This window comes from Pseudomonas sp. JUb52, assembly GCF_004341115.1.
In the GTDB taxonomy this organism is placed as follows: domain Bacteria; phylum Pseudomonadota; class Gammaproteobacteria; order Pseudomonadales; family Pseudomonadaceae; genus Chryseomonas; species Chryseomonas oryzihabitans.
Map to the genome: position 1 here is coordinate 360,477 of NZ_SLYS01000001.1, position 20,633 is coordinate 381,109.

The following is a 20,633-nucleotide window of genomic DNA, read 5'->3' on the forward strand; positions in this document are numbered from 1 at the left end:
TCATTGTTTGCCCACCAGCACGCGATCCAGGCCATAGATGCGGTCGAGCAGGATCATGGTGGCCGCGGTGAGGGCGATCACCAGGGCCGACACCGCCGCCATCATCGGGTCGATGGATTCGGTGGCGTAGACGTACATCCGCACCGGCAGGGTCTGGGTCGCCGGGGAGGTGACGAAGATCGACAGGGTCACCTCGTCGAAACTGTTGATGAAGGCCAGCAGCCAGCCGCCGGCGACGCCGGGCAGGATCATCGGCAGGGTGATGCGGCAGAACAGCGTGGCGCGACTGGCGCCCAGGCTCTCGGCGGCCTGCTCGGCGCTGCGGTCGATGCCGATGGCGGCGGCGATCACCAGGCGCAGCACATAGGGGGTGATCACCACCACATGGGCCAGCACTAGCCAGCTGAAGCTGCCGTTCACCCCCAGCAGGGCGAACAGCCGCAGCATGGCCACGCCCAGCACCAGGTGCGGGATGATGATCGGCGAGAGGAACAGGCCGTTGAGAAAGCCCTGGCCGGGAAAGCGGTAGCGGGTGATGGCCAGCCCCGCCGGCACCGCGATCAGCGTCGCCAGGGTGGCCGACAGCGCCGCCAGCTGCAGGCTGTTGTAGAAGGCGGTGAGGAAGTCCGCCCGCTCGAACACGGCGGCGAACCAGCGCAGCGAGAAGCCGGCGGTGGGCAGGCTGAGGGTGTTCTCCTGGGTGAAGGCCACCAGGCAGACCACCACCAGCGGCGCCAGCATGAAGACCATCACCAGGGTATGGAAGGCGAGCCCGAGCGGGCCGTTGCGGGTCATGAGGTCAGACTCCCAGGGCACGTTTGTAGCGGCGTTCCACCAGGCGATTCCAGCCCAGCATCACCAGCAGGTTGAGCAGCAGCAGGGCCACCGCCAGGGTGGCGCCCATCGGCCAGTTGAGTTCGGCCAGGTACTGGTCGTAGATCAGGGTGGCGACCATCTTCAAGCGGCGTCCGCCGAGCAGGCCGGGGATGGCGAAGGAGCTGGCGGCCAGGCCGAAGACGATCAGCGTTCCCGACAGCACTCCGGGCATCACCTGGGGCAGCACGATGCGGCGCAGCACCGTCAGGTGACTGGCGCCCAGGGACAGCGCGGCCTGTTCGGCGGCGGGGTCGAGTTTCTGCAGCGAGGTCCACACCGGGATGATCATGAAGGGCAGCATCACGTGGACCAGGCCGACGACTACCGCGAAGGGGGTGTAGAGCAGCTTCAGCGGGCGCCCGCCCAGGGCCACGATGGCCTGGTTGACCAGGCCATCGTGGCCCAGCAGCAGACTCCAGCCGAAGGCGCGCACCACCACCGAGATCAAGAGCGGCGTCAGCACCAGGATCAGGAAGATCGAGCGCCAGGGCGCGCCCATGCGACTGAGGACGATGGCCTCCGGCACCCCGATCAGCACGCAGAGCAGGGTGACCAAGGCACTGATCCAGAAGGTGCGCAGGAAGATCTCGTAGAAATAGGGATCGCCCAGCAGGCTCAGGTAGTGCGCCAGGGTATAGCTGCCTTCCTTGATCCCGGTCTCGTAGTCGAAGACGTTGAAGGACAGCGCCAGGGTCAGGGCCAGGGGCGCCAGCAGCAGCCCGGCGAACAGCACCAGGGCCGGGGCGCTGAGCAGATAGGCGCGACCGGTGCCGCGCAGCAGGGTGCTCATGCGGCGGCCTCCGCGGCTTCCAGGCGGCGCAGCAGACCGTCGTCCCAGTGCAGCCCGACGCGCTGGCCCTCGTCCAGCGGCGGCAGCCCGTCGTTGCTGCGCAGCACCGACACCTCGCCCAGCGCCGTCTCCAGGCGGTACAGCCACTGGCTGCCAAGGAAGAAGCGGGTCAGCACCCGCCCTTGCAGGCGACCCTCGCCGGCGGGGCGCAGCTCGATCTTTTCCGGCCGCAGCGAGATCGCCAGGGCGCCGCCGGCGGCGATCTGCGGCCGACCCTGGGCATCCAGGCTGCCCGGCAGCAGGTTGGCCTTGCCGACGAAATCGGAGATGAATCTGTTGCGCGGATGCTCGTAGAGCCGATAGGGCGCATCCACCTGGGTGATGCGCCCGGCCTCCATCACCACCACCCGGTCGCTGATGGACAGCGCCTCGGACTGGTCGTGGGTCACCATCAGGGTGGTGATGCCCACCTCGCGCTGGATGCGGCGGATCTCGAACTGCATCTCTTCGCGCAGGTGGGCATCCAGGTTGGACAGCGGCTCGTCCAACAGCAGCACCGGCGGGGCTATCACCAGCGCCCGCGCCAGGGCCACCCGCTGGCGCTGGCCACCGGAGAGTTCGCGCGGATAGCGCTCGGCGTGCTGGCCCAGGTGCACCAGGCCCAGGGCCTCCTCGACGCGGCGGGCGAGCTCGGCGCCCGCCACCTTGCGCATGCGCAGGCCGAAGGCGACGTTGTCGCGCACCGTCATGTGGGGAAACAGCGCATAGCTCTGGAAGACCACCCCGAGGCCGCGACTGGCCGGCTTGGCATGGGTGATGTCCTGGCCGTCGAGCAGGATGCGTCCGCTGCTGACCTCGACGAAGCCGGCAATCATCTGCAGGGTGGTGGTCTTGCCACAGCCGGAGGGGCCGAGCAGGGAGACGAATTCGCCGCGCTCGATGGCCAGGGTCGAACCGGCCACCGCGTAGCTGTCGCCGTAGCGCTTGCTGAGATTGTCGAGAGTCAGGAAAGCCATGGCCGCAATGCTCCTCCGGTCGCGCCCACGGGGACGGTGGGCAAGGTATTGGCAGGGCGAAAGACAGCCTGGATCTGGGACGTTGGCGCTCGCTCGAATGGCGGCGTCCGGTGATTGTGAGTATCGCCCTATGGACCTGAAGGTAAGGGCGACCTAGGATGCAGGACAAGCATGTTTTTCACTGAATGAACTCTTTTTTCGGATTTATTCATTGAGTGAAATATTTTGGAGCAAGGCAGTTGGAAGATTCCAGTGAAAGAAAGGCAGCGGCAGGCGAGGTAGGCGTCGGCGCCATCAGCCGGGTGTTCGCCGTGGTGCGCGCCCTGGGCGAAGGCGATCCCGAAGGGGAAAAGGTCACCCGCCTGGCCGAACGCGTGGGCCTGTCGCAACCCACCACCCACCGGCTGCTGCGCGGCCTGGTGGAAGAGGGCATGGTCGAGCAGTGCGCCCGCAGCAAGAGATACCGCCTGAGCCTGGACTTCTTCGCCCTGGCGGCCCGCGCCGGCCAGGTCGGCAACCTGCGCGACCTGGCGCGGCCGAGTCTGCTGCGGCTGTCGGCCTCCTTGGGTGATTCGCTGTTCCTGCTGGCGCGCAGCGGCTTCGACGCCATGTGCCTGGACCGCAGCGAGGGGCCCTATCCGATCCGCACCTTCACCGGCGACATCGGCGGTCGCGTGCCTCTGGGCGGCGGCCAGGGCGCCCTGGCGATCCTGGCCTTCCTGCCCGAGGAAGAGCGCGAAGAGGTGATCCGCTACAACCTGCCGCGCCTGCGCGACGCCCATCATTACGACGAGGTGCTGCTGCGCGCCGAGATCGACAACGTCCGCCAGCAGGGCTACGCCGCGCGCAACACCGGGGTGCTGGCCGGCATGGCCGGCCTTGCCGTACCCATCCTCGACCGCAACGGCCGGGCGGTGGCGGCCCTGAGCGTGGGCACCCTGAGCGAACGCCTCAACCCCCAGCGCCTGCCCACGGTGATCGAACTGCTCCGCCGCGAAGCCGGGGTGATCGCCGCGCGCATCAACCCCTTCGATCCGGTCTTGCGCCGGCCGACCCAGGGGTTTGGTTAAAGACGTTGGGACTTGTCTGAAAAGTCGCCGAGCGAAGGTGAGGCAAGGCGCAACGACCAACGGGAGTAACAGCCGAAGCTTGGCCCGAAGGGTGAGCGCCAGCGAATCAAATCAGCGAGGAAGCGGGCCGGGCTCGCGCGCGAGTTTACGAGGGGTAAATGAGCATTCCGAGCTGATTTTTAACGCAGCATCACCGATGCGCAGGCAGTTTTCAGGCAAGGCCTAGAAGAGCGGACCGGAGCGGGTGTTATTACCCTTCGCCAGGCGGTCATAGAGCACCACGTTGACCGTGGCCGCCAGATTCATGCAGCCCTGGGTGGGGATGTACACCACGTCCTCGCACCAGTCGCGCAGCTCCTGGCTCAGGGAGCCGTCCTCGGCGCCGAACAGGTAGAGGGCGCGATCGGGATGGGTGTACTCGGGCAGCGGCCGGGCGCCGTCCACCAGCTCCACCGCCACCGGCACGCAACCCAGCGGCAGGATGCGGCGCAGGTCGTCGATGTTGATTAGCGGGATGTCCTGGTGGACCTTCTTGGTGTCGGTGACGAAGTCCTTGGCACGGTCGTAGCGGGTGCCGGTATAGAACACCGAGGCCACCCCGTAGCAGCCCGCCGCCCTCATGATGGACCCGACGTTGGACGGCGACTTGGGGTTGCTCAGGCCGATGCAGGCGTATCTCTTGTTGCTCACGTCAGGGGACTCTCGGGAAAACCGGCAGTATAAGGCGTCCATCATCGCGAAAACCGACTAAGATGCGCGCCCGCGTCTCCAGCCCCGAGCCCCCGCGATGTCCGCCACCGCCCTCTACACCGACCTGTCGGCCTACTACGACCTGCTTTGCGCCGACATCGACTACCAGGCCCAGAGCCAGGCGGTGCTGCGCCTGCAGCGGCTGTTCGGCAACGGCGGCAGCCGCCACCTGGATCTCGCCTGCGGCACCGGTCCCCATGTGCGGCATTTTCTCGATGCCGGCTTCCAGAGCAGCGGGCTGGACCTCAATCCGCCGATGCTGGCCCAGGCCGCACTGCGTTGCCCGGAGGCGGACTTCTCCTGCCAGGACATGTGCGCCTTCGAGCTGGAGCAGCCGGTCGATCTGATCACCTGCTTTCTCTACTCCCTGCACTACAGCGGTAGCCTCGCACGGCTCCAAGCGTGCCTGGCGCGGGTCCAGGCCGCCCTGACCCCGGGCGGCCTGTTCTGCTTCAACGCCGTCGACAAGCGCCGCATCGACAATGCCTCCAGCGTCGGCCATAGCGTCGTGCGGGCCGATGGTCACTTCAGCTTCGCCTCCGCCTGGCACTACCCGGGCGAGGGCGAGCACCAGCAGCTGCGCCTGCGCATCGAACGCCGCCACGCCGGCCAGCAGCAGACTTGGCAGGACGAACACCCCATGGTGGCGGTGGCCTTCCCCGAATTGCTGGCCCTGCTGGAGCCGCACTTCGAGGTCCAGGTGCTGGAGCACGACTACCAGCGCATCGAACCCTGGGCCGGCGAGGCGGGCAATGCGCTGTTCGTCTGCGTCAGGCGCTAGTGGGCTAAGGGCTACCGTAGCGTGGAAAACGGCGTAGCCTTTTCCACTAATACAGCCAAGGCTTGATCCCAGGTGGACAAGCTGCGCGTTGTCCACCCTACGGCGCTGCGGGAGGCGCTAGTGGGCTAAGGGCTGCCGTAGCGTGGAAAACGGCGCTAGCCTTTTCCACTAATGCAGCCAAGGCTTGACCCCGCGTGGACAAGCTTCGCGTTGTCCACCCTACGGCGCTGCGGCAGGCGCTAGTGGGCTAAGGGCTACCGTAGCGTGGAAAACGGCGTAGCCTTTTCCACTAGTGCAGCCAAGGCTTGACCCCGCGTGGACAAGCTGCGCGTTGTCCACCCTACGTCGTTACTCACCCCAGCGTCCTGTCTCTACCGCAAAGTCCCCACCCCAATCGTGCGGATACAGCCCCTCCCGCACGGCCCGATGAAAGCTCGAATAGGGCCAGTCCTTCACTGCGCCAACGTGGCCATGCTTGACCGGATTGAAGTGGATGTACTCCACATGACGCTGGTAATCCTGCTCGTCTCTTAGCAGATGCTCCCAATACCGCCGCTGCCATATCCCACGCTCACCCCGGGCCCTTTGCGTCGCCGTACGCGCTTCACCTACCGGCAGGCGCTTCGAGAAACCGAACTTGATGACCTTCCAGCGCAAGGCGAAATTCGCATCGCCCTCCGGCAGGGTCCAGATGCAATGCAGATGATCGGGGAGGGTGACCCAGGCATCGATATGAAAGGGATGGCGCAACTGCGTCGCCCGTACTGTCTGGCGGAGCAGGTCGACATGGCGCGTCAGCAGATCGCTACGTCGATCCGCCAGGACAACGGTGAAAAAATAGGAAGCCCCCGGAACACGGGCACGACGAAATCGAGACATGGCAGCTCTTCCTTGAACATAAACAGAAACGATAGCTCACCCGTAGCGTGGAAAACGGCGCAGCCTTTTCCACTCACGCCACCAACGCAAGGCTCCAAAGCTCCCGCGTGGACAAGCTTCGCGTTGTCCACCCTACAAAACCCGTGCGTGGAAAACGGCGCAGCCTTTTCCACTGACGCCGCCAACGCATGACCCCAAAACTCCCGCGCGGACAAGCTGCGCGTTGTCCACCCTACGCTCCTAGCCGCTTCTCCATGAACACACTCAACGGATCCTCCCGATACGCTCCAAAAGGACCACGCCGCCGATACCCCGTAGACTCATAGAGCCTCAAGGCCTCCGGCTGATAAGGCCCCGTTTCGAGTCGTGCCAGTTCACACCCACGGCCTGCCGCTTCACGCTCCAGCTCCGCCAGCAGGCGACCACCCAGCCCTTGCCCACGATCCCTGGGGCTCACATACATCCGCTTGATCTCGCCATAGTCGTCCTGCAGCACCATGGCCCCACAGCCCAGGGCAGTGCCGCTGTCATCGCGGGCGACCAGGAACAGCACGTTCGGCTGCATGAGCGACGTCAGATCCAGGGCATGACGACTCTCGGGCGGATAGAGGCCGTCCTGATAGGCATCCAGTTCGGCGATCAGGGCGATCACCTCGGGTTGGTCGGGGGATTCGAGGGCGATGGGCATGGCGGCTCCGGTCAGGCGATCGCCCAAGCCTAAGCCATCAGCGCGGCCTTATCCCAGGCTCATCCGCAATCCATCCCGCCCGCCGCGCTTGGCGGCGTAGAGGGCACCGTCCCCGCGTTCCAGCAAGGCCGCCAGACTTTCCGGCGGCTGATCGAACAGCACGGCGCCGATGCTCAGGGTGACGGGCTCGGGCGTCCGCAGGCGCTGCGCCGCCAGCTGGTTGAAGCGCTGGCGCAGGGTGTCTGCCAAACGCACGACATCCGCATCAGCCGCTTCACCCAGCAACACCACGAATTCATCACCCCCCAGCCGTGCGGCCAGCGCCTGGCGGGGCAGGGTGGTGCGCAGCAGGTCGCTCAGGGCGATCAGCAGGCCGTCACCCGCCGCATGGCCATGGAGGTCGTTCACCAGCTTGAAGTTGTCCAGATCGATCAGCAGCAGGGCGCCGGGTCGAGCCGGTGTCGCCTGGCCGAACAGTTGCGGCGCCTCGGCCTCCAGTGCTCGGCGGTTGTGCAGGCCGGTCAGGGGATCGCTGCCGGCCAGGCGCTCGATATGCTGCTCGCGGCGATAGCGCACCGTGCCGGTCATCGACAGGGCGATCAGCATCACCGCCATCACCCCTTCCACCAGGGAGATCTGGATGATGGCGCCGCGATAGACCGCCAGATCGATCAGGGTGCCGGGGGTGAGCGGCGGGATCATCTTGGTCAGGTAGAAGAGGCCATGGATCAGCAGCACCGCGCGCAGCTGCCGTTCGCCGGCATTGCGCCGCCGCAGCAGCAGGCTCGCCCGTATCGCCAGGATGCCGATCAGCAGCGACTGCACCACCAGCATCACCTTGGACCACCAGGGCTCGCTGGGCAGCAACAACAACCCCAGCCAGAGGGCGGCGATGGCCCACCAGCCCAGACTCAGGCGCCGCCCGGTGAAGCGCGCCACGCCGAGCAGAAAGAGGCCATGCACGAAGATCAGCAGCCCATTGGCGAACCAGATGCCCACCAGCAGCAGCCCCTGGCTGCGCAACAGCGCCAGGATGCAGCCCACGCTGATAAGCGCAAAACCCAGGCTCCAGTACAGCAGCGCCGACTCGCGCACCGACCGCCACTCGATGGCCAGATAGCCCGCCGCGGCAGCCGCCAGGGCGATGGTGAGGGTCAGCATGGTGGGGGCATCGAGTGCCATGGGCGAATCGGACCTGTCTGGATACGAGAAGGGCGCTCCCTGCCTGGGACGAGCACCCGCCAAAGCGGAGCCGCACCGCAGTCTTATCGACACGGCAGGCGCGGGCTTGAGGCAGAGGATTGCGCGCCATGATGACGGGCAGATAACCGTAATTCAAACCTGACCTTCGGCTGGGTCAGGCCGGCCGCCCGTTAATGGGTTTCACCAGAGCCCGAATCGCCATGGTCGGCAACCGCGCCGTACTGCCATCCGCCAGCCGCAGCACGAAGGCCTCACCCAACGACCAGACCACCTGCACGTCCTGCAGCACGCACTGCGCGGTGGTGGGGAGCACCCTGGCCTGTTCCTTGGCGCAATAGGAGGTATCGAGCACGATGGCCTTGGCCTGGTAATTCCCCAAGCCAAGCGTCTTGACCATGGTCTCGGGGAGGGTGGTGAGCACACCGCTATAGCCGGCCAGAAAGAGGGCGAAGAACAGCGAAAACATCATCGCCGCCTTCCAGCCAGCGATGAACAGCATGGAAGTCATGGTCGTGACGAAGGCAATGATGAAGGGGGCGATGGCCAGAGCGCCCCACTTGAAGAGCGGCTGCCAATCGCTCACCAACGGATAGGCCTGGGCCAGCATCCAGACAATGAACAGGCCGACGACCATCGTCGACAGGTAAGCCTCCCAGACGAACTTCAGGAAGCTAAAGCGACGCAAGTCGAACAATCCCTGTACGGCCATGCCCGCCAGTAGCGTGATGGGGATGGGCGCAAGCAAGGCAACGCTGACGAACAGTTCAGGATCGACAAAGAGAATGGCCGCATTACTGAACCCCGCCAGCAGATAGGGCACGAAGAACACCAGCGTCATCAACAGCATGATCTTGCGAAAGCGCCCCTCGCCGCGATAGGGCAGGGCGTAGGTGATGTCTTCCTTGATCGCCGCCGTATTGATGAAGCGGTAATAGACCCAGGCCCCAGGCACGAATAGTGCGGCGACGAAGGCGCCAATGGTCAGAAAGCCGAGGCAGGCAGCGGCGAGCAGTAGCGACGAAAACTGGAAGAGATCGAAGCTGGGATAAAAGTGGTTACGGGCGAAATAGGCCAGGAACATCCCGAAGCCCAAGGTTGGCGGCAGCCCCTTGGCCAACAGCGACGCATGACGCCGCAGGAAGGTGCCGGAGAACTTGAGGATGAAATCGAAGACAGCATCCGTGTCGGTGGCGGGTTGGTCGGTCCAGCGGTTATGTACAATTTTATACTGTATCACTGTGCATCTGCCGTCAGACCCTTTTAGGCCACAAAGGGAAATACATTTCTCGAAAATTATGTTTTCTGATAAGGAGGAAGTTCTTTTTCTTTTTCTACTTCAATGATTGGCTTTGCTTTTTCGCTAGCTACGCTTACGCATTTTTTTGAGTATTTGTAAATCTCCTTTAGTTCTATGTCTGAGTACTTAGAGGGGCATAGTAGAAGTATGTTTCCAAATTTGAACTGTCGGAATCCCAATACGGTATAAAACCCTTCGGTTTTTACTTTGGTGTTCCAGTCGTTTTCGGGGAACATGGTGGTTGGGTAGTCTTTTGAGTCTATTGCGTATAGAAAAACTCTATTGTCTCTGATTTTTATTAAATTGGCTGCAGCATATGCCCATATATCGAGTAAGCTAGGCATGAATGCAAAGTTTAAAATAAGTGCTGTAATCATGACTACAGCGGACTTTTTCATTTTCTCAATTCTGCCTCCTTCGAATAAGGAGTAGTAGAAAATGGCCGGCAGAAGATAGATGTACATGGCGGCAAGTGTGGCAATTATTGAAATCGCGGCTATTACACCGTGTTCTGCACCTCTCCAGGCCTTAAGGACTAATTGCATCGGGAAAAACAGACAACACATTGCTGTGAGGTTGGCTAAGAAGGCAAAGGCAGAGAAGTTGTAGATGGCAGATATTCTATTTATCTTTTTTGTGTCGGCTAGTTCCTTCAGTAAATAATTTGTCAGGTCTATGTTTCTTTTTGGTAGCTCATAGAATAGATAGATAAAGGCACTAAAAATGCTTACTAGACATGTGACGTAAACAGGAGGGTGTAGATCAATAAATAATAAAATTATACTCAGTAGAAATATTGAAAAACAAAGGGCGCTGCATTTTGCAAGTGTTTTTGCTAAATCTTTTTCATCTGCTTCCTTGTTGCTGAAAAGTTGCATGCCTAGCGTGAAACACAAGGACGGCATTACAAATGAAAGCAACATTATCATTAGTGTTATTAAGACGTAGGCTAGCCAGATAAAAATGTTGGTCGGATTCGATATCGAGTCAAGCATTAACTCAGGATGGCCTATTATCCATAGGTATTTTGATATGAAGGATAGAGACATGAACGCAGCTGCTAGTGTCAATAGCCATTTGGCCTTCTCTATCAACTCTATATTTTTCAAAATATTCTCTTTTGGTTTTTAGCTATTATTCGGATCGTATTGCATGGCCTGGTTTTCATATGTGCTTTGAGTTCTGTTAATTTTTTATGCATTAAAATAGATATAAATTTCTATTTAGGTTTATATATTTTTCGCTCTCGATTTTCGTATTCATAGCATACTGAGAAAGCCATAATAACTTCTGTAGAATATCTTTTGTAGAATTTTGAAAATCCAAGATAGAATATTGAAAAAATCGCTATTAATGCAAAAAAAGCAATGGATTTTTCTATGGAAAAAGAGGGTGTTTTACTTTGAGATAATGCTATTGCAAAAAAATAGCCTGAATTAATCACGATTCCCCACGCAGATATCACGCAAACGTAAGCGGTGTTTCTCATTAGCCCATATAGTGCAACATAGTTTTGGATTTTTGATAGATGGTTGGGTGAGTTTTCTACGCAATAGTGATATATATGGTGAAAATACTCTATTTTTAAAATTTCGTCCGTATCTTTGGCGCGATGATGTTTTACGAAATAATCTTTTATTTTGTTCTCTATAATATCTATTACTGGTTTTTCTAGAGTGTTAGCGCTGAGTGATTGATCGGGCACTATTAGTTTAGAAAATTTTTCAGCTATCGATATATGAGTATCCCAGAAGAACTCAATTTTTTTGGTGGGGCGGCTTTCGCCTGTTGGCTTGTGGCCCAAAAGCTTTCGAGAAGGATAGCCGTGTTTTCTTATATAGCTTTTTTCAAGTGTAAATGAAGATGCTACGCCTAGTAGCTGCCCCAGCATGTAGGCTGCGATCAGTGTTAACGCAGCTTGGTAGGTTATTGCTATGCTTTTTATTTGAGTGCTTAAAAGACTTTCTAGTGGCTCCGGGATGATTAAGCAAAAAAAATATAGCAGTAGCGCTCCTGGTATTAGATAGCCGAGAAAGTCGTATAAGGAAAACGGGTTCTGTTTTGTTGGCATTTAGAGTTGCTATCCCTGCATTTAAAAAAATGCCCCGCAATGCGGGGCTTCTTCTTTAATCCCAGCTCAACGCCCCACCCGTCTGATACTCGATCACCCGCGTCTCAAAGAAGTTCTTCTCCTTCTTGAGGTCCATGATCTCGCTCATCCAAGGGAAGGGGTTGGTGGCGCCCGGGTATTCTTCCTTGAGGCCGATCTGGGTCAGGCGGCGGTTGGCGATGAACTTGAGGTAGTCCTCCATCATCGCCGCGTTCATGCCCAGCACGCCGCGGGGCATGGTGTCGCGGGCATATTCGATCTCCAGCTGGGTGCCCTGGAGGATCATCTGGGTGGCTTCGTCCTTCATCTGGGCATCCCACAGCTGCGGGTTCTCGATCTTGATCTGGTTGATCATGTCGATGCCGAAGTTCAGGTGCATGGACTCGTCACGCAGGATGTACTGGAACTGCTCGGCGGTGCCAGTCATCTTGTTGCGGCGGCCCATGGAGAGGATCTGGGTGAAGCCGCAATAGAAGAAGATGCCTTCCAGCACGCAGTAGTAGGCGATCAGGTTCTTGAGGAACTGGCGATCGGTCTCCGGGGTGCCGGTCTTGAACTCGGGGTCGGAGATGGAGCGGGTGTACTTCAGGCCCCAGCTCGCCTTTTTCGCGACGCTCGGGATCTCGTGGTACATGTTGAAGATCTCGCCTTCATCCATGCCCAGCGACTCGATGCAGTACTGGTAGGCGTGGGTGTGGATCGCCTCTTCGAAGGCCTGGCGCAGGATGTACTGGCGGCATTCGGGGTTGGTGATCAGGCGGTAGACGGCCAGCACCAGGTTGTTGGCGACCAGGGAGTCGGCGGTGGAGAAGAAGCCGAGGTTGCGCTTGACGATGCGACGCTCGTCCTCGGTGAGGCCGTCCGCGCTCTTCCAGGTCGCGATGTCGGCGTTCATGTTCACTTCCTGGGGCATCCAGTGGTTGGCGCAACCATCCAGATACTTCTGCCAGGCCCAGTCGTACTTGAAGGGCACGAGCTGGTTGAGGTCGGCGCGGGCGTTGATCATCTGCTTGTCGCCGACGTGGACGCGCGCGGAGGAGCCTTCCAGGTCGTCCAGGCCTTCCTGGATGTCCAGCTCGTTCAGCGCGGCCTTGGCGCGAGCCACGGCGTCGGAATCGTCGGCGGACAGGGCGCGGGCGTCATGGACCAGGGCGTCGCCCTCGGAATCCAGGCGCTCGGTCTGAGCGGGCGCCTGCTGGCCGGCGGCCTGTGCGGGCTTGGCGGTGGCGGTGTCGTCGTCTTTGTCGAATTCTTCCCAGTTCAGCATGGGGTGTCTCCTGGGTGGCTGTGTGGTGGGGGCGGGGCGGCGTGGCCCTCACCCTAGCCCTCTCCCGGAGGGAGAGGGGATAAAGAGCAGCCCTCTACTGGGAGAGGGCTTGGGGTGTTACTGGCAGGCTTCGCACTCGGGATCGTCGAGGCTGCAGGCCTTGGGCACCGGAGCCGGTGCCGCGGCGGGCGCCGCTTCGACCTTCTGCGCCGGGGCGGGGGCCGCGCTGGCCTGGACGCCGGTGATGGGATCGGCGCTCACGGCGTTCAGCTTGCCGGTGTTGATGGTGGACTTTTCGGTGCTGGTGGCGGCCAGGGCACGGAGGTAGTAGGTAGTCTTCAGACCGCGGAACCAGGCCATGCGGTAGGTCACGTCGAGCTTCTTGCCCGAGGCACCGGCGATGTACAGGTTCAGCGACTGTGCCTGGTCGATCCACTTCTGGCGACGGCTGGCGGCCTCGACGATCCACTTGGTCTCCACTTCGAAGGCGGTGGCGTACAGGTCCTTCAGATCCTGCGGGATGCGCTCGATCTGCTGCACGGAGCCGTCGTAGTACTTGAGGTCGTTGACCATCACCGAGTCCCACAGGCCGCGCGCCTTGAGGTCGCGTACCAGGTAGGGGTTGATGACGGTGAATTCGCCCGAGAGGTTCGACTTCACATAGAGGTTCTGGTAGGTCGGCTCGATCGACTGGGACACGCCGGTGATGTTGGCGATAGTCGCGGTCGGCGCGATGGCCATGATGTTGGAGTTGCGGATGCCTTTCTTGGCACGCTCGCGCAGCGGGGCCCAGTCCAGGGTCTCGGACAGGTCGACCTCGATGTACTTGGCGCCGCGCTCTTCGATCAGGCGCTTCTCGGAGTCGATCGGCAGGATGCCCTGGGACCACAGCGAACCCTGGAAGCTGGAGTAGCTGCCACGCTCTTCGGCCAGGTCACAGGAGGCCTGGATGGCGTAGTAGCTGATCACTTCCATGGAGGTGTCGGCGAACTGCACGGCGGCATCCGAACCGTAGGCGATGTGCTGCAGGTACAGCGCATCCTGGAAGCCCATGATGCCCATGCCGACCGGACGGTGCTTGAGGTTGGAGTTCTCCGCCTGGGGCACCGAGTAGTAGTTGATGTCGATGACGTTGTCGAGCATGCGCACGGCGGTCTTGACGGTGCGGGCGACCTTGGCGGTGTCCAGCTTGCCGTCGACGATGTGGTTCACCAGGTTCACCGAACCCAGGTTGCACACGGCGATCTCGTCCTTGTTGGTGTTCAGGGTGATCTCGGTGCAGAGGTTGGAGCTGTGCACCACACCCACGTGCTGCTGCGGGCTGCGCAGGTTGCACGGGTCCTTGAAGGTCAGCCACGGGTGGCCGGTCTCGAACAGCATGGACAGCATCTTGCGCCAGAGGTCCTTGGCCTTGATGGTCTTGTGCAGCTTGAGCTTGCCGTACTCGGTCAGGGCTTCGTAGTACTCGTAGCGCTCTTCGAAGGCCTTGCCGTAGAGGTCGTGTAGATCGGGCACGTCGGCGGGGGAGAACAGGGTCCAGTTGCCGTCCTCGAAGACACGCTTCATGAACAGGTCGGGGATCCAGTTGGCGGTGTTCATGTCGTGGGTACGACGACGGTCGTCACCGGTGTTCTTGCGCAGCTCGAGGAATTCCTCGATGTCCAGGTGCCAGGTTTCCAGGTAGGCGCAGACCGCGCCCTTGCGCTTGCCGCCCTGGTTGACCGCCACGGCGGTGTCGTTGACCACCTTGAGGAAGGGCACGACGCCCTGGCTCTTGCCGTTGGTGCCCTTGATGTAGGAGCCCAGGGCGCGCACCGGGGTCCAGTCGTTGCCCAGGCCGCCGGCGAACTTCGACAGCATGGCGTTATCGTGGATGGCGCCATAGATGCCGGACAGGTCGTCGGGCACGGTGGTCAGGTAGCAGCTGGACAGCTGCGGACGCAGGGTGCCGGCGTTGAACAGGGTCGGGGTCGACGCCATGTAGTCGAAGCTGGCCAGCAGGTTGTAGAACTCGATGGCGCGGGCTTCCTTGTCCTGCTCCATGTGCGCCAGACCCATGGCCACGCGCATGAAGAACAGCTGCGGCAGCTCGAAGCGGGTGCCGTGGCTGTGCAGGAAGTAGCGGTCGTACAGGGTCTGCAGACCCAGGTAGGTGAATTGCTGGTCGCGCTCGTGATCGATGGCGGCGCCCAGCTTGGCCAGGTCGAAGGTGGCCAGTTTCGGGTCCAGCAGCTCCAGCTCCACGCCCTTGGCGACGTAGGCGGGCAGGGCCTTGGCGTAGAGGTCGGCCATCTCGTGGTGGGTGGCGGACTCGGCCACGCCGAGGAAACTCAGGCCTTCGGCGCGCAGGCTGTCCAGCAGCAGGCGGGCGGTGACGTAGGAGTAGTTGGGCTCGCGCTCGACCAGGGTGCGGGCGGTCATCACCAGGGCGGTGTTGACGTCCTTCTCGGCCACGCCGTCGTACAGGTTCTTCAGGGTTTCCTTCTGGATCAGCTCGCCGTTCACCTCTTCGAGGCCTTCGCAGGCTTCGCTGATGATGGTGTTCAGGCGGCCCATGTCCAGCGGCTGGGTGGTGCCGTCGGCCTTGGTCACGCGGATGCTCGGGTGCGGCTCGGCGATGTCGCTGGCGGCGCCTTGCTTGCGCTCCTGGCTGCGGGCTTCACGGTAGATCACGTAGCTGCGGGCGACCTTCTGCTCGCCAGCGCGCATCAGGGCCAGTTCGACCTGGTCCTGGATTTCCTCGATGTGGATGGTGCCACCGGAGGGCATGCGGCGCTTGAAGGTGCTGCTGACCTGGTCGGTGAGCTGCTTGACGGTGGTGTGGATGCGCGAGGAGGCCGCGGCGGTACCGCCTTCCACGGCGAGGAAAGCCTTGCTGATGGCCACGGTGATCTTGTCGTCGGTGTAGGGAACGACGGTACCGTTGCGCTTGATGACGCGCAGTTGACCGGGGGCGGTGGCGCCCAGGTCCTGGCTGGCATCTTGCGCCGGGCGGCCCTGCTGGGCTTGCTCGCGGGTCAGGTCGGTGTGCATGCGGAACTCCCTTGATCGGAAAGAGGGGATCGTCGGCGCGCCGGCGATCCGGAAGAGTGTCGGCCTGGGGCCTGCGCGACGACTGCCTGTCGCGCCATTACCAATGAAGATTCCAACGAAAAGCCGTACCAGCGCCGATTCCCGCAGGAGCCGGCGTTCGGGGTCAGGGACCCTGGAAATTCATAATTCGGGCGACAGGATAAGCCCTCCTCGTTAGGGAAGACAGTCTTGACAGAGGGGTGTTTCGCCGTCCCAGGCCATGCCGACGAACTGCTATATATGGTGGTGCGGGGATGCGAGGGCCACTAGATGTCGCGTTTGTCACGTTTCCGGCTGTGGATAAGACGTGGATAAGCTGTTCGGGACTGGGGGGTATCCTGGGGGTGGTGCCCAGCCAGTGCGCGTGAAGGCTGGGATCAGAGCCAAGTGGTCAAATAACGTACAACGCAGCAGGGCCGGCGCGACAAAAGCGTCAAGGGATATACCGGTTCGCTATGAGCACTTTCTCCACCATAAGAAAACGTTCGATGGCCGCTGCGACGTTCTGCCCCGGTCGGCGTCCGCGCACCGGATGATCCTTCCTCTATATAAGGGGCCTCAGCGACGAACCGCGATCAGCGTGAGCAACCGCCGTTCCTCGTCCAGGCGATAGTGACCGCGTAGCGAGGTCCCTGCGGACCAGCGCGGCGAGAGCTCGATCAGCAGCCGAATATCGAAGGTACCGCCGGGATCGGTGCCAAGGATCTCGGCGTCCTGAAAGAAGAACATCTGCCCGACCTGGGGGTGCAGCGCCTTGAACAGGCTCTCCTTGGCGGAAAACGCCAGGGTAATGGCAAAGGCCTGCTGTCTTTCGTCCAGCAACTGCAATCGCTCGCTTTCGGCCGGGGTGAGGATCTGGTCGGCCAGGCGCAGGGCCTTGGCCGGTTCGAGCAGGGTTTCCACGTCCAGGCCAAGGCCCAGGTAGTCACGGGCGCTGCCCACCACCGCGGCTGCCCAGCCGTGACTGTGGGTGATGGCACCGACCCAGCCGGAAGGCCAGGCGGGGCCACGGTCCGTAGTGCGATGGCCGGGGACGGCGGCGGTGCCGCTCAACTGTCGCAGGGCCTCGCGGGCGCAGAGACGCCCGGCCAGGTATTCGGCCTGGCGCTTGGCCACGGCGCGGCGGATGTTGTCCGGGGGCAGGGCGCCCAGGCGCAGGGCGTCGCGCTCGAAACTCACCAGGGCGGGATCGAAGCGGCAGTGCAACAGGGCCAACGTTTCGGCTTCCGCAGCGGGCGGTGGCAGCCGCTCGGGCGGGCTGCAGCACCCCGGCAGGTCGGCGGATAACAAAGAAGACATCTCAGCCGAATACTCTTGAAGGGCAGCGACGGATCACGACAGGCTCCCAGGGAAAGGCGCGCACAGGATAGCCGACTGCCGGCGCGGGCTGGCGGAAAACCGCCTCGAAGGCGGGGGGATTTCCGCCCGCTGTTGTCGGGTGGCGGGGTTCCGCCCAGCAACAGCCACTAGACTTTCGATTGAAAGGTGCATGAAAGCTGGCCCTTTGATTGCGCACCAAGAAGTGGAACGGCGATTGCTTATATCCAGCCAGATGCTGGTGTCACCGTCGCGCGGCCGCCAGATCCACAACAAAAAGCTCTCAGGATGAGAGAGCCACTTTCAGTCAGGTGCCCACTCAGACAGGACGTCAGGCAGTGGCCACAAGGGAAAGAGCCATGACAGCAACCGTCGACACAACAACTACTACAGCTCCTGCGCCCAAGCGTCCCGTCAAGCAGCCGCTCTACAAGAGTCTCTACTTCCAGGTGATCGTGGCGATCGTCCTGGGTGTGCTGCTCGGCCACTTCTATCCCCAGACCGGCGCTGCCATGAAGCCCCTGGGTGACGGTTTCATCAAGCTGATCAAGATGGTCATCGCGCCCATCATCTTCTGCACCGTGGTGACCGGCATCGCCGGCATGCAGAACATGAAGGCCGTGGGCAAGACCGGCGGCATGGCGCTGCTGTACTTCGAGATCTTCTCCACCATCGCGCTGCTGATCGGCCTGATCGTGGTCAACGTCGTCCAGCCGGGCGCCGGCATGAACGTCGACGTCAGCACCCTGGACACCAAGGGCATCGCTGCCTACGCCGCGGCTGGCGAGAAGCAGAGCACCATCGACTTCCTGATGAACATCATCCCGTCGACGGTCGTCAACGCCTTCGCCACCGGTGAGATCCTGCAGGTCCTGTTCTTCGCCGTGCTGTTCGGCTATGCCCTGCATCGCCTGGGCGAGACCGGTCAACTGGTGTTCAACTTCATCGACCGCATCTCCCACGTCTTCTTCAACATCATCAACGTCATCATGAAGCTCGCCCCCATCGGCGCCTTCGGTGCCATGGCGTTCACCATCGGCAAGTACGGCGTCGGCACCCTGGTGCAGCTGGGCTACCTGATGGCCTGCTTCTACATCACCTGCCTGCTGTTCGTGCTGGTGGTGCTGGGTGCCGTGGCGCGCATGCACGGCTTCAGTATCCTCAAGTTCATCAAGTACATCCGTGAAGAACTGCTGATCGTGCTGGGTACCTCGTCCTCCGAGTCCGCCCTGCCGCGCATGCTGACCAAGATGCAGAAGCTGGGCGCCGAGAAGTCGGTGGTTGGCCTGGTGATCCCCACCGGCTACTCCTTCAACCTCGACGGCACCTCCATCTACCTGACCATGGCCGCGGTGTTTATCGCCCAGGCCACCAACACCCAGATGGACATCACCCACCAGATCACCCTGCTGCTGGTGCTGCTGATCTCCTCCAAGGGCGCTGCGGGCGTCACCGGTAGCGGCTTCATCGTGCTGGCCGCCACCCTGTCCGCCGTCGGTCACGTACCGGTTGCTGGCCTGGCGCTGATCCTGGGTATCGACCGCTTCATGTCCGAAGCCCGCGCCCTGACCAACCTGGTCGGCAACGGCGTGGCCTCCATCGTGGTCGCCAAGTGGTGCGGCCAGCTGGACGAGCAGACCCTGAAGACCGAACTCGCTCGCGGCCCGAACGCCGTCGAAGTCGAGGAAGCTCGCCAGCCTGCCTGAGCCTGATGCGAGGCCGCTCCTGGAGCGGTCCCTGCCGCAACGACGAGACGCCCGTATCGAGAGATACGGGCGTTTTCTTTTGCGCAGGATTCGGTGCGGGGAGGGCGTCGGTGGCGCGCCTGGCTGAGAGTGCCGGGCGGTTTATAGGCGGGGGCTCAGTTGACGGCCAGTTTGTCAGGGCGGCAGCTCCACCATGCGGTTGAGTGCCAGCCAGGCAGGCTATGGCGAAAGGCGGCAGGGCACCGTGGCAGGTCTTGCGAGCGCTCTTTCGCCGAAGGGCTGGTTGGGGCTGAGGGACTGACCCCCGGGCGTCGGACAGGTGCGTACGGCCCACCAGGCAGGATGGTCGTAGCCGGGTTGTCGAGGAACAGGGATAGGGGGGGCGGGTAACAGCAGGAGGGGTGAAGCGCTGGCAGGACGCCAGCGCTTCGGGGTGGATCAGCGACGCAGGGTGGGGCGATAGCCCATCACGCCGTAGAACAGGATGTAGAGGTAGCAGACCAGCGGGATCAGGAAGGAGGGCAGCAGGCCGATGGTGTCGGCGAAGTAGCCCTGGATGGCCGGCACCAGTGCGCCACCGACGATACCCATGCACAGCAGGCCCGAACCCTTGGAGGTGAACTTGCCCAGGCCCTTGAGTGCCAGGGAGAAGATGGTCGGGAACATGATGGAGTTGAAGAAGCCGATGGCCAGCAGCGCCCACATGGCGACCTTGCCGCCCTGCAGCACGGCCACGGCCAGCAGCACGCCAATGGCGATGGCATTGAAGGTCAGCACCAGGTTCGGCCGCACCTTGGTCATGATCACGCCGCCGATGAAGCGACCGACCATGGCGCCACCCCAGTACAGGGACAGGTACTTGGCGGCGGTGGCGGCGTTCAGGCCGGCCACGTCCGGGCTTTCCATCAGGCTCACCAGGTAGCTGCCGATGGACACTTCCGCACCCACGTACATGAAGATGCCGACCACGCCGAGCAGCAGGTGGCGATAGGCCCAGACGCTGTTGGCGGTCAGGGCGTTCTCGTCGGTGGCGTTGTCCTGTTCGGTGTCCTTGATCTGCGGCAGGCGGAAGAGGCCGATGATCACCGCCAGGGCGACCAGCATGCCGGCCAGGATCAGGTAGGGCAGCTGCACCGAGTGGGCGGCGGAATCTTCACCGACCAGCGCCAGGATGGTCACCGCGCCCACCAGCGGGCCGACGGTGGTACCCAGGGAGTTGAAGGCCTGGGTCAGGTTGAGGCGCGAGGCCGCGGTTTCCGGCTTGCCGAGGATGGTGACGTAGGGATTCGCCGCCACCTGCAGCACGGTGATACCGGCGGCCAGCACGAACAGGGCGGTCAGGAAGAAGCCGTAGGAGTGGGCTCCGGCGGCCGGGTAGAACAGCACGCAACCGACGCCGGCGGTGAGCAGGCCGACGATGATGCCCTTCTTGTAGCCCAGGCTTTCCACCAGGCGACCGGCCGGGAAGGAGACGATGAAGTAGGCGGTGAAGAAGCAGAACTGGATCAGCGAGGCCTGCAGATAGCTGAGGGTGAAGACCGCCTTGAGATGGGGGATCAGGATGTCGTTCAGCGAGGTGATCAGACCCCACATGAAGAACAGCATGGTGAGGACGATCAAGGGTCCGCGGTAGCTCTGGTTTTGATTGTGCATTGGGGCTCCATGGGTACAACAGTTTCTTGTCTCTGTCCGGGGTTTCCGGACAGCGCTGTCTATGGCGGCTGCGCAGACACAGCGAAGCGGCGCGAGATTAAGCTATTCGCGCTGCTGAATCCATTCTTCCTGGAGGTTCGCAGGCGAAGTGCCGGCGC

17 protein-coding genes are annotated in these 20,633 nt (G+C 61.8%); 3 read left to right on the forward strand and 14 right to left on the reverse strand.

Features of this window, described 5'->3' with window-relative positions; translation table 11 throughout:
- Genes EC839_RS01815 through EC839_RS01825 form a run of 3 tightly spaced genes read right to left on the reverse strand, consistent with a single transcriptional unit; the run spans position 1 to position 2,682 of the window.
- Positions 1 to 795: an ABC transporter permease gene (locus EC839_RS01815; RefSeq protein ID WP_132831975.1), complete on the reverse strand. Its 795-nt coding sequence runs from the start codon at positions 793 to 795 to the stop codon at positions 1 to 3.
- 4 nt (positions 796 to 799) lie between these two features.
- On the reverse strand, positions 800 to 1,666 hold the full coding sequence (locus EC839_RS01820) for an ABC transporter permease (protein ID WP_132831976.1): 867 nt from the start codon (positions 1,664 to 1,666) through the stop codon (positions 800 to 802).
- The gene (locus EC839_RS01825) at positions 1,663 to 2,682 is read right to left on the reverse strand and encodes an ABC transporter ATP-binding protein (protein ID WP_027601612.1); all 1,020 of its coding nucleotides are present in this window, start codon (positions 2,680 to 2,682) and stop codon (positions 1,663 to 1,665) included. Before EC839_RS01825 ends, EC839_RS01820 begins: the two co-directional genes overlap by 4 nt.
- A 239-nt stretch (positions 2,683 to 2,921) precedes the next feature.
- On the opposite strand from EC839_RS01825, the gene EC839_RS01830 reads away from it, so the two are divergent.
- Entirely contained in the window at positions 2,922 to 3,752 is an 831-nt protein-coding gene (locus EC839_RS01830) for an IclR family transcriptional regulator (RefSeq protein ID WP_132831977.1), read from the forward strand.
- A 222-nt stretch (positions 3,753 to 3,974) separates the two neighbouring features.
- Here the strand turns inward: EC839_RS01830 and EC839_RS01835 are convergent, their stop codons facing one another.
- On the reverse strand, positions 3,975 to 4,442 hold the full coding sequence (locus EC839_RS01835) for an RNA methyltransferase (protein ID WP_007160503.1): 468 nt from the start codon (positions 4,440 to 4,442) through the stop codon (positions 3,975 to 3,977).
- 97 nt (positions 4,443 to 4,539) lie between these two features.
- On the opposite strand from EC839_RS01835, the gene EC839_RS01840 reads away from it, so the two are divergent.
- On the forward strand, positions 4,540 to 5,283 hold the full coding sequence (locus tag EC839_RS01840) for a class I SAM-dependent methyltransferase (RefSeq protein ID WP_132831978.1): 744 nt from the start codon (positions 4,540 to 4,542) through the stop codon (positions 5,281 to 5,283).
- Positions 5,284 to 5,631: 348 nt separating this feature from the next.
- On the opposite strand, the gene EC839_RS01845 is transcribed toward EC839_RS01840, so the two are convergent.
- The 9 genes from EC839_RS01845 to EC839_RS01885 form a co-directional block, all read right to left on the reverse strand.
- Positions 5,632 to 6,162 (reverse strand): transposase, encoded by a 531-nt coding sequence (locus tag EC839_RS01845; protein ID WP_132831979.1) that lies wholly within the window; start codon positions 6,160 to 6,162, stop codon positions 5,632 to 5,634.
- A 232-nt stretch (positions 6,163 to 6,394) separates the two neighbouring features.
- Positions 6,395 to 6,850: a GNAT family N-acetyltransferase gene (locus EC839_RS01850; protein ID WP_132831980.1), complete on the reverse strand. Its 456-nt coding sequence runs from the start codon at positions 6,848 to 6,850 to the stop codon at positions 6,395 to 6,397.
- Between the two features lie 48 nt (positions 6,851 to 6,898).
- Positions 6,899 to 8,032: a GGDEF domain-containing protein gene (locus tag EC839_RS01855; protein ID WP_132831981.1), complete on the reverse strand. Its 1,134-nt coding sequence runs from the start codon at positions 8,030 to 8,032 to the stop codon at positions 6,899 to 6,901.
- A gap of 175 nt (positions 8,033 to 8,207) precedes the next feature.
- A complete protein-coding gene (locus EC839_RS01860; protein ID WP_132831982.1) occupies positions 8,208 to 9,290 on the reverse strand; it encodes a hypothetical protein in 1,083 nt (360 codons plus the stop codon).
- A gap of 56 nt (positions 9,291 to 9,346) precedes the next feature.
- Positions 9,347 to 10,459, reverse strand: a complete 1,113-nt coding sequence (locus EC839_RS01865) for a hypothetical protein (protein ID WP_132831983.1) — start codon at positions 10,457 to 10,459, stop codon at positions 9,347 to 9,349.
- Positions 10,460 to 10,569: 110 nt separating this feature from the next.
- Positions 10,570 to 11,421, reverse strand: a complete 852-nt coding sequence (locus EC839_RS01870; RefSeq protein ID WP_132831984.1) for a hypothetical protein — start codon at positions 11,419 to 11,421, stop codon at positions 10,570 to 10,572.
- Positions 11,422 to 11,476: 55 nt separating this feature from the next.
- Positions 11,477 to 12,727: a ribonucleotide-diphosphate reductase subunit beta gene (locus EC839_RS01875; RefSeq protein WP_027598067.1), complete on the reverse strand. Its 1,251-nt coding sequence runs from the start codon at positions 12,725 to 12,727 to the stop codon at positions 11,477 to 11,479.
- 117 nt (positions 12,728 to 12,844) lie between these two features.
- Positions 12,845 to 15,760: a ribonucleoside-diphosphate reductase subunit alpha gene (locus EC839_RS01880; RefSeq protein ID WP_027598066.1), complete on the reverse strand. Its 2,916-nt coding sequence runs from the start codon at positions 15,758 to 15,760 to the stop codon at positions 12,845 to 12,847.
- 597 nt (positions 15,761 to 16,357) lie between these two features.
- Complete coding sequence (locus EC839_RS01885; protein WP_132831985.1) at positions 16,358 to 17,098, reverse strand: 4'-phosphopantetheinyl transferase; 741 nt, start codon at positions 17,096 to 17,098, stop codon at positions 16,358 to 16,360.
- 377 nt (positions 17,099 to 17,475) lie between these two features.
- Between EC839_RS01885 and EC839_RS01890 the strand changes: the two genes are divergently transcribed.
- Complete coding sequence (locus EC839_RS01890; RefSeq protein ID WP_132831986.1) at positions 17,476 to 18,822, forward strand: dicarboxylate/amino acid:cation symporter; 1,347 nt, start codon at positions 17,476 to 17,478, stop codon at positions 18,820 to 18,822.
- A 438-nt stretch (positions 18,823 to 19,260) separates the two neighbouring features.
- On the opposite strand, the gene EC839_RS01895 is transcribed toward EC839_RS01890, so the two are convergent.
- Positions 19,261 to 20,475: a sugar MFS transporter gene (locus tag EC839_RS01895; protein ID WP_027601621.1), complete on the reverse strand. Its 1,215-nt coding sequence runs from the start codon at positions 20,473 to 20,475 to the stop codon at positions 19,261 to 19,263.
- Between the last annotated feature and the right edge of the window lie 158 nt (positions 20,476 to 20,633).

Bases quoted from the DNA above. Each gene is read 5' to 3' on its own strand.
- EC839_RS01815 (WP_132831975.1), bottom strand. From the start codon at position 795: ATGACCCGCAACGGCCCGCTCGGGCTCGCCTTCCATACCCTGGTGATG.
- EC839_RS01820 (WP_132831976.1), bottom strand. From the start codon at position 1,666: ATGAGCACCCTGCTGCGCGGCACCGGTCGCGCCTATCTGCTCAGCGCC.
- EC839_RS01825 (WP_027601612.1), bottom strand. From the start codon at position 2,682: ATGGCTTTCCTGACTCTCGACAATCTCAGCAAGCGCTACGGCGACAGC.
- EC839_RS01840 (WP_132831978.1), top strand. From the start codon at position 4,540: ATGTCCGCCACCGCCCTCTACACCGACCTGTCGGCCTACTACGACCTG.
- EC839_RS01845 (WP_132831979.1), bottom strand. From the start codon at position 6,162: ATGTCTCGATTTCGTCGTGCCCGTGTTCCGGGGGCTTCCTATTTTTTC.
- EC839_RS01850 (WP_132831980.1), bottom strand. From the start codon at position 6,850: ATGCCCATCGCCCTCGAATCCCCCGACCAACCCGAGGTGATCGCCCTG.
- EC839_RS01855 (WP_132831981.1), bottom strand. From the start codon at position 8,032: ATGGCACTCGATGCCCCCACCATGCTGACCCTCACCATCGCCCTGGCG.
- EC839_RS01870 (WP_132831984.1), bottom strand. From the start codon at position 11,421: ATGCCAACAAAACAGAACCCGTTTTCCTTATACGACTTTCTCGGCTAT.
- EC839_RS01875 (WP_027598067.1), bottom strand. From the start codon at position 12,727: ATGCTGAACTGGGAAGAATTCGACAAAGACGACGACACCGCCACCGCC.
- EC839_RS01880 (WP_027598066.1), bottom strand. From the start codon at position 15,760: ATGCACACCGACCTGACCCGCGAGCAAGCCCAGCAGGGCCGCCCGGCG.
- EC839_RS01885 (WP_132831985.1), bottom strand. From the start codon at position 17,098: ATGTCTTCTTTGTTATCCGCCGACCTGCCGGGGTGCTGCAGCCCGCCC.
- EC839_RS01890 (WP_132831986.1), top strand. From the start codon at position 17,476: ATGACAGCAACCGTCGACACAACAACTACTACAGCTCCTGCGCCCAAG.
- EC839_RS01895 (WP_027601621.1), bottom strand. From the start codon at position 20,475: ATGCACAATCAAAACCAGAGCTACCGCGGACCCTTGATCGTCCTCACC.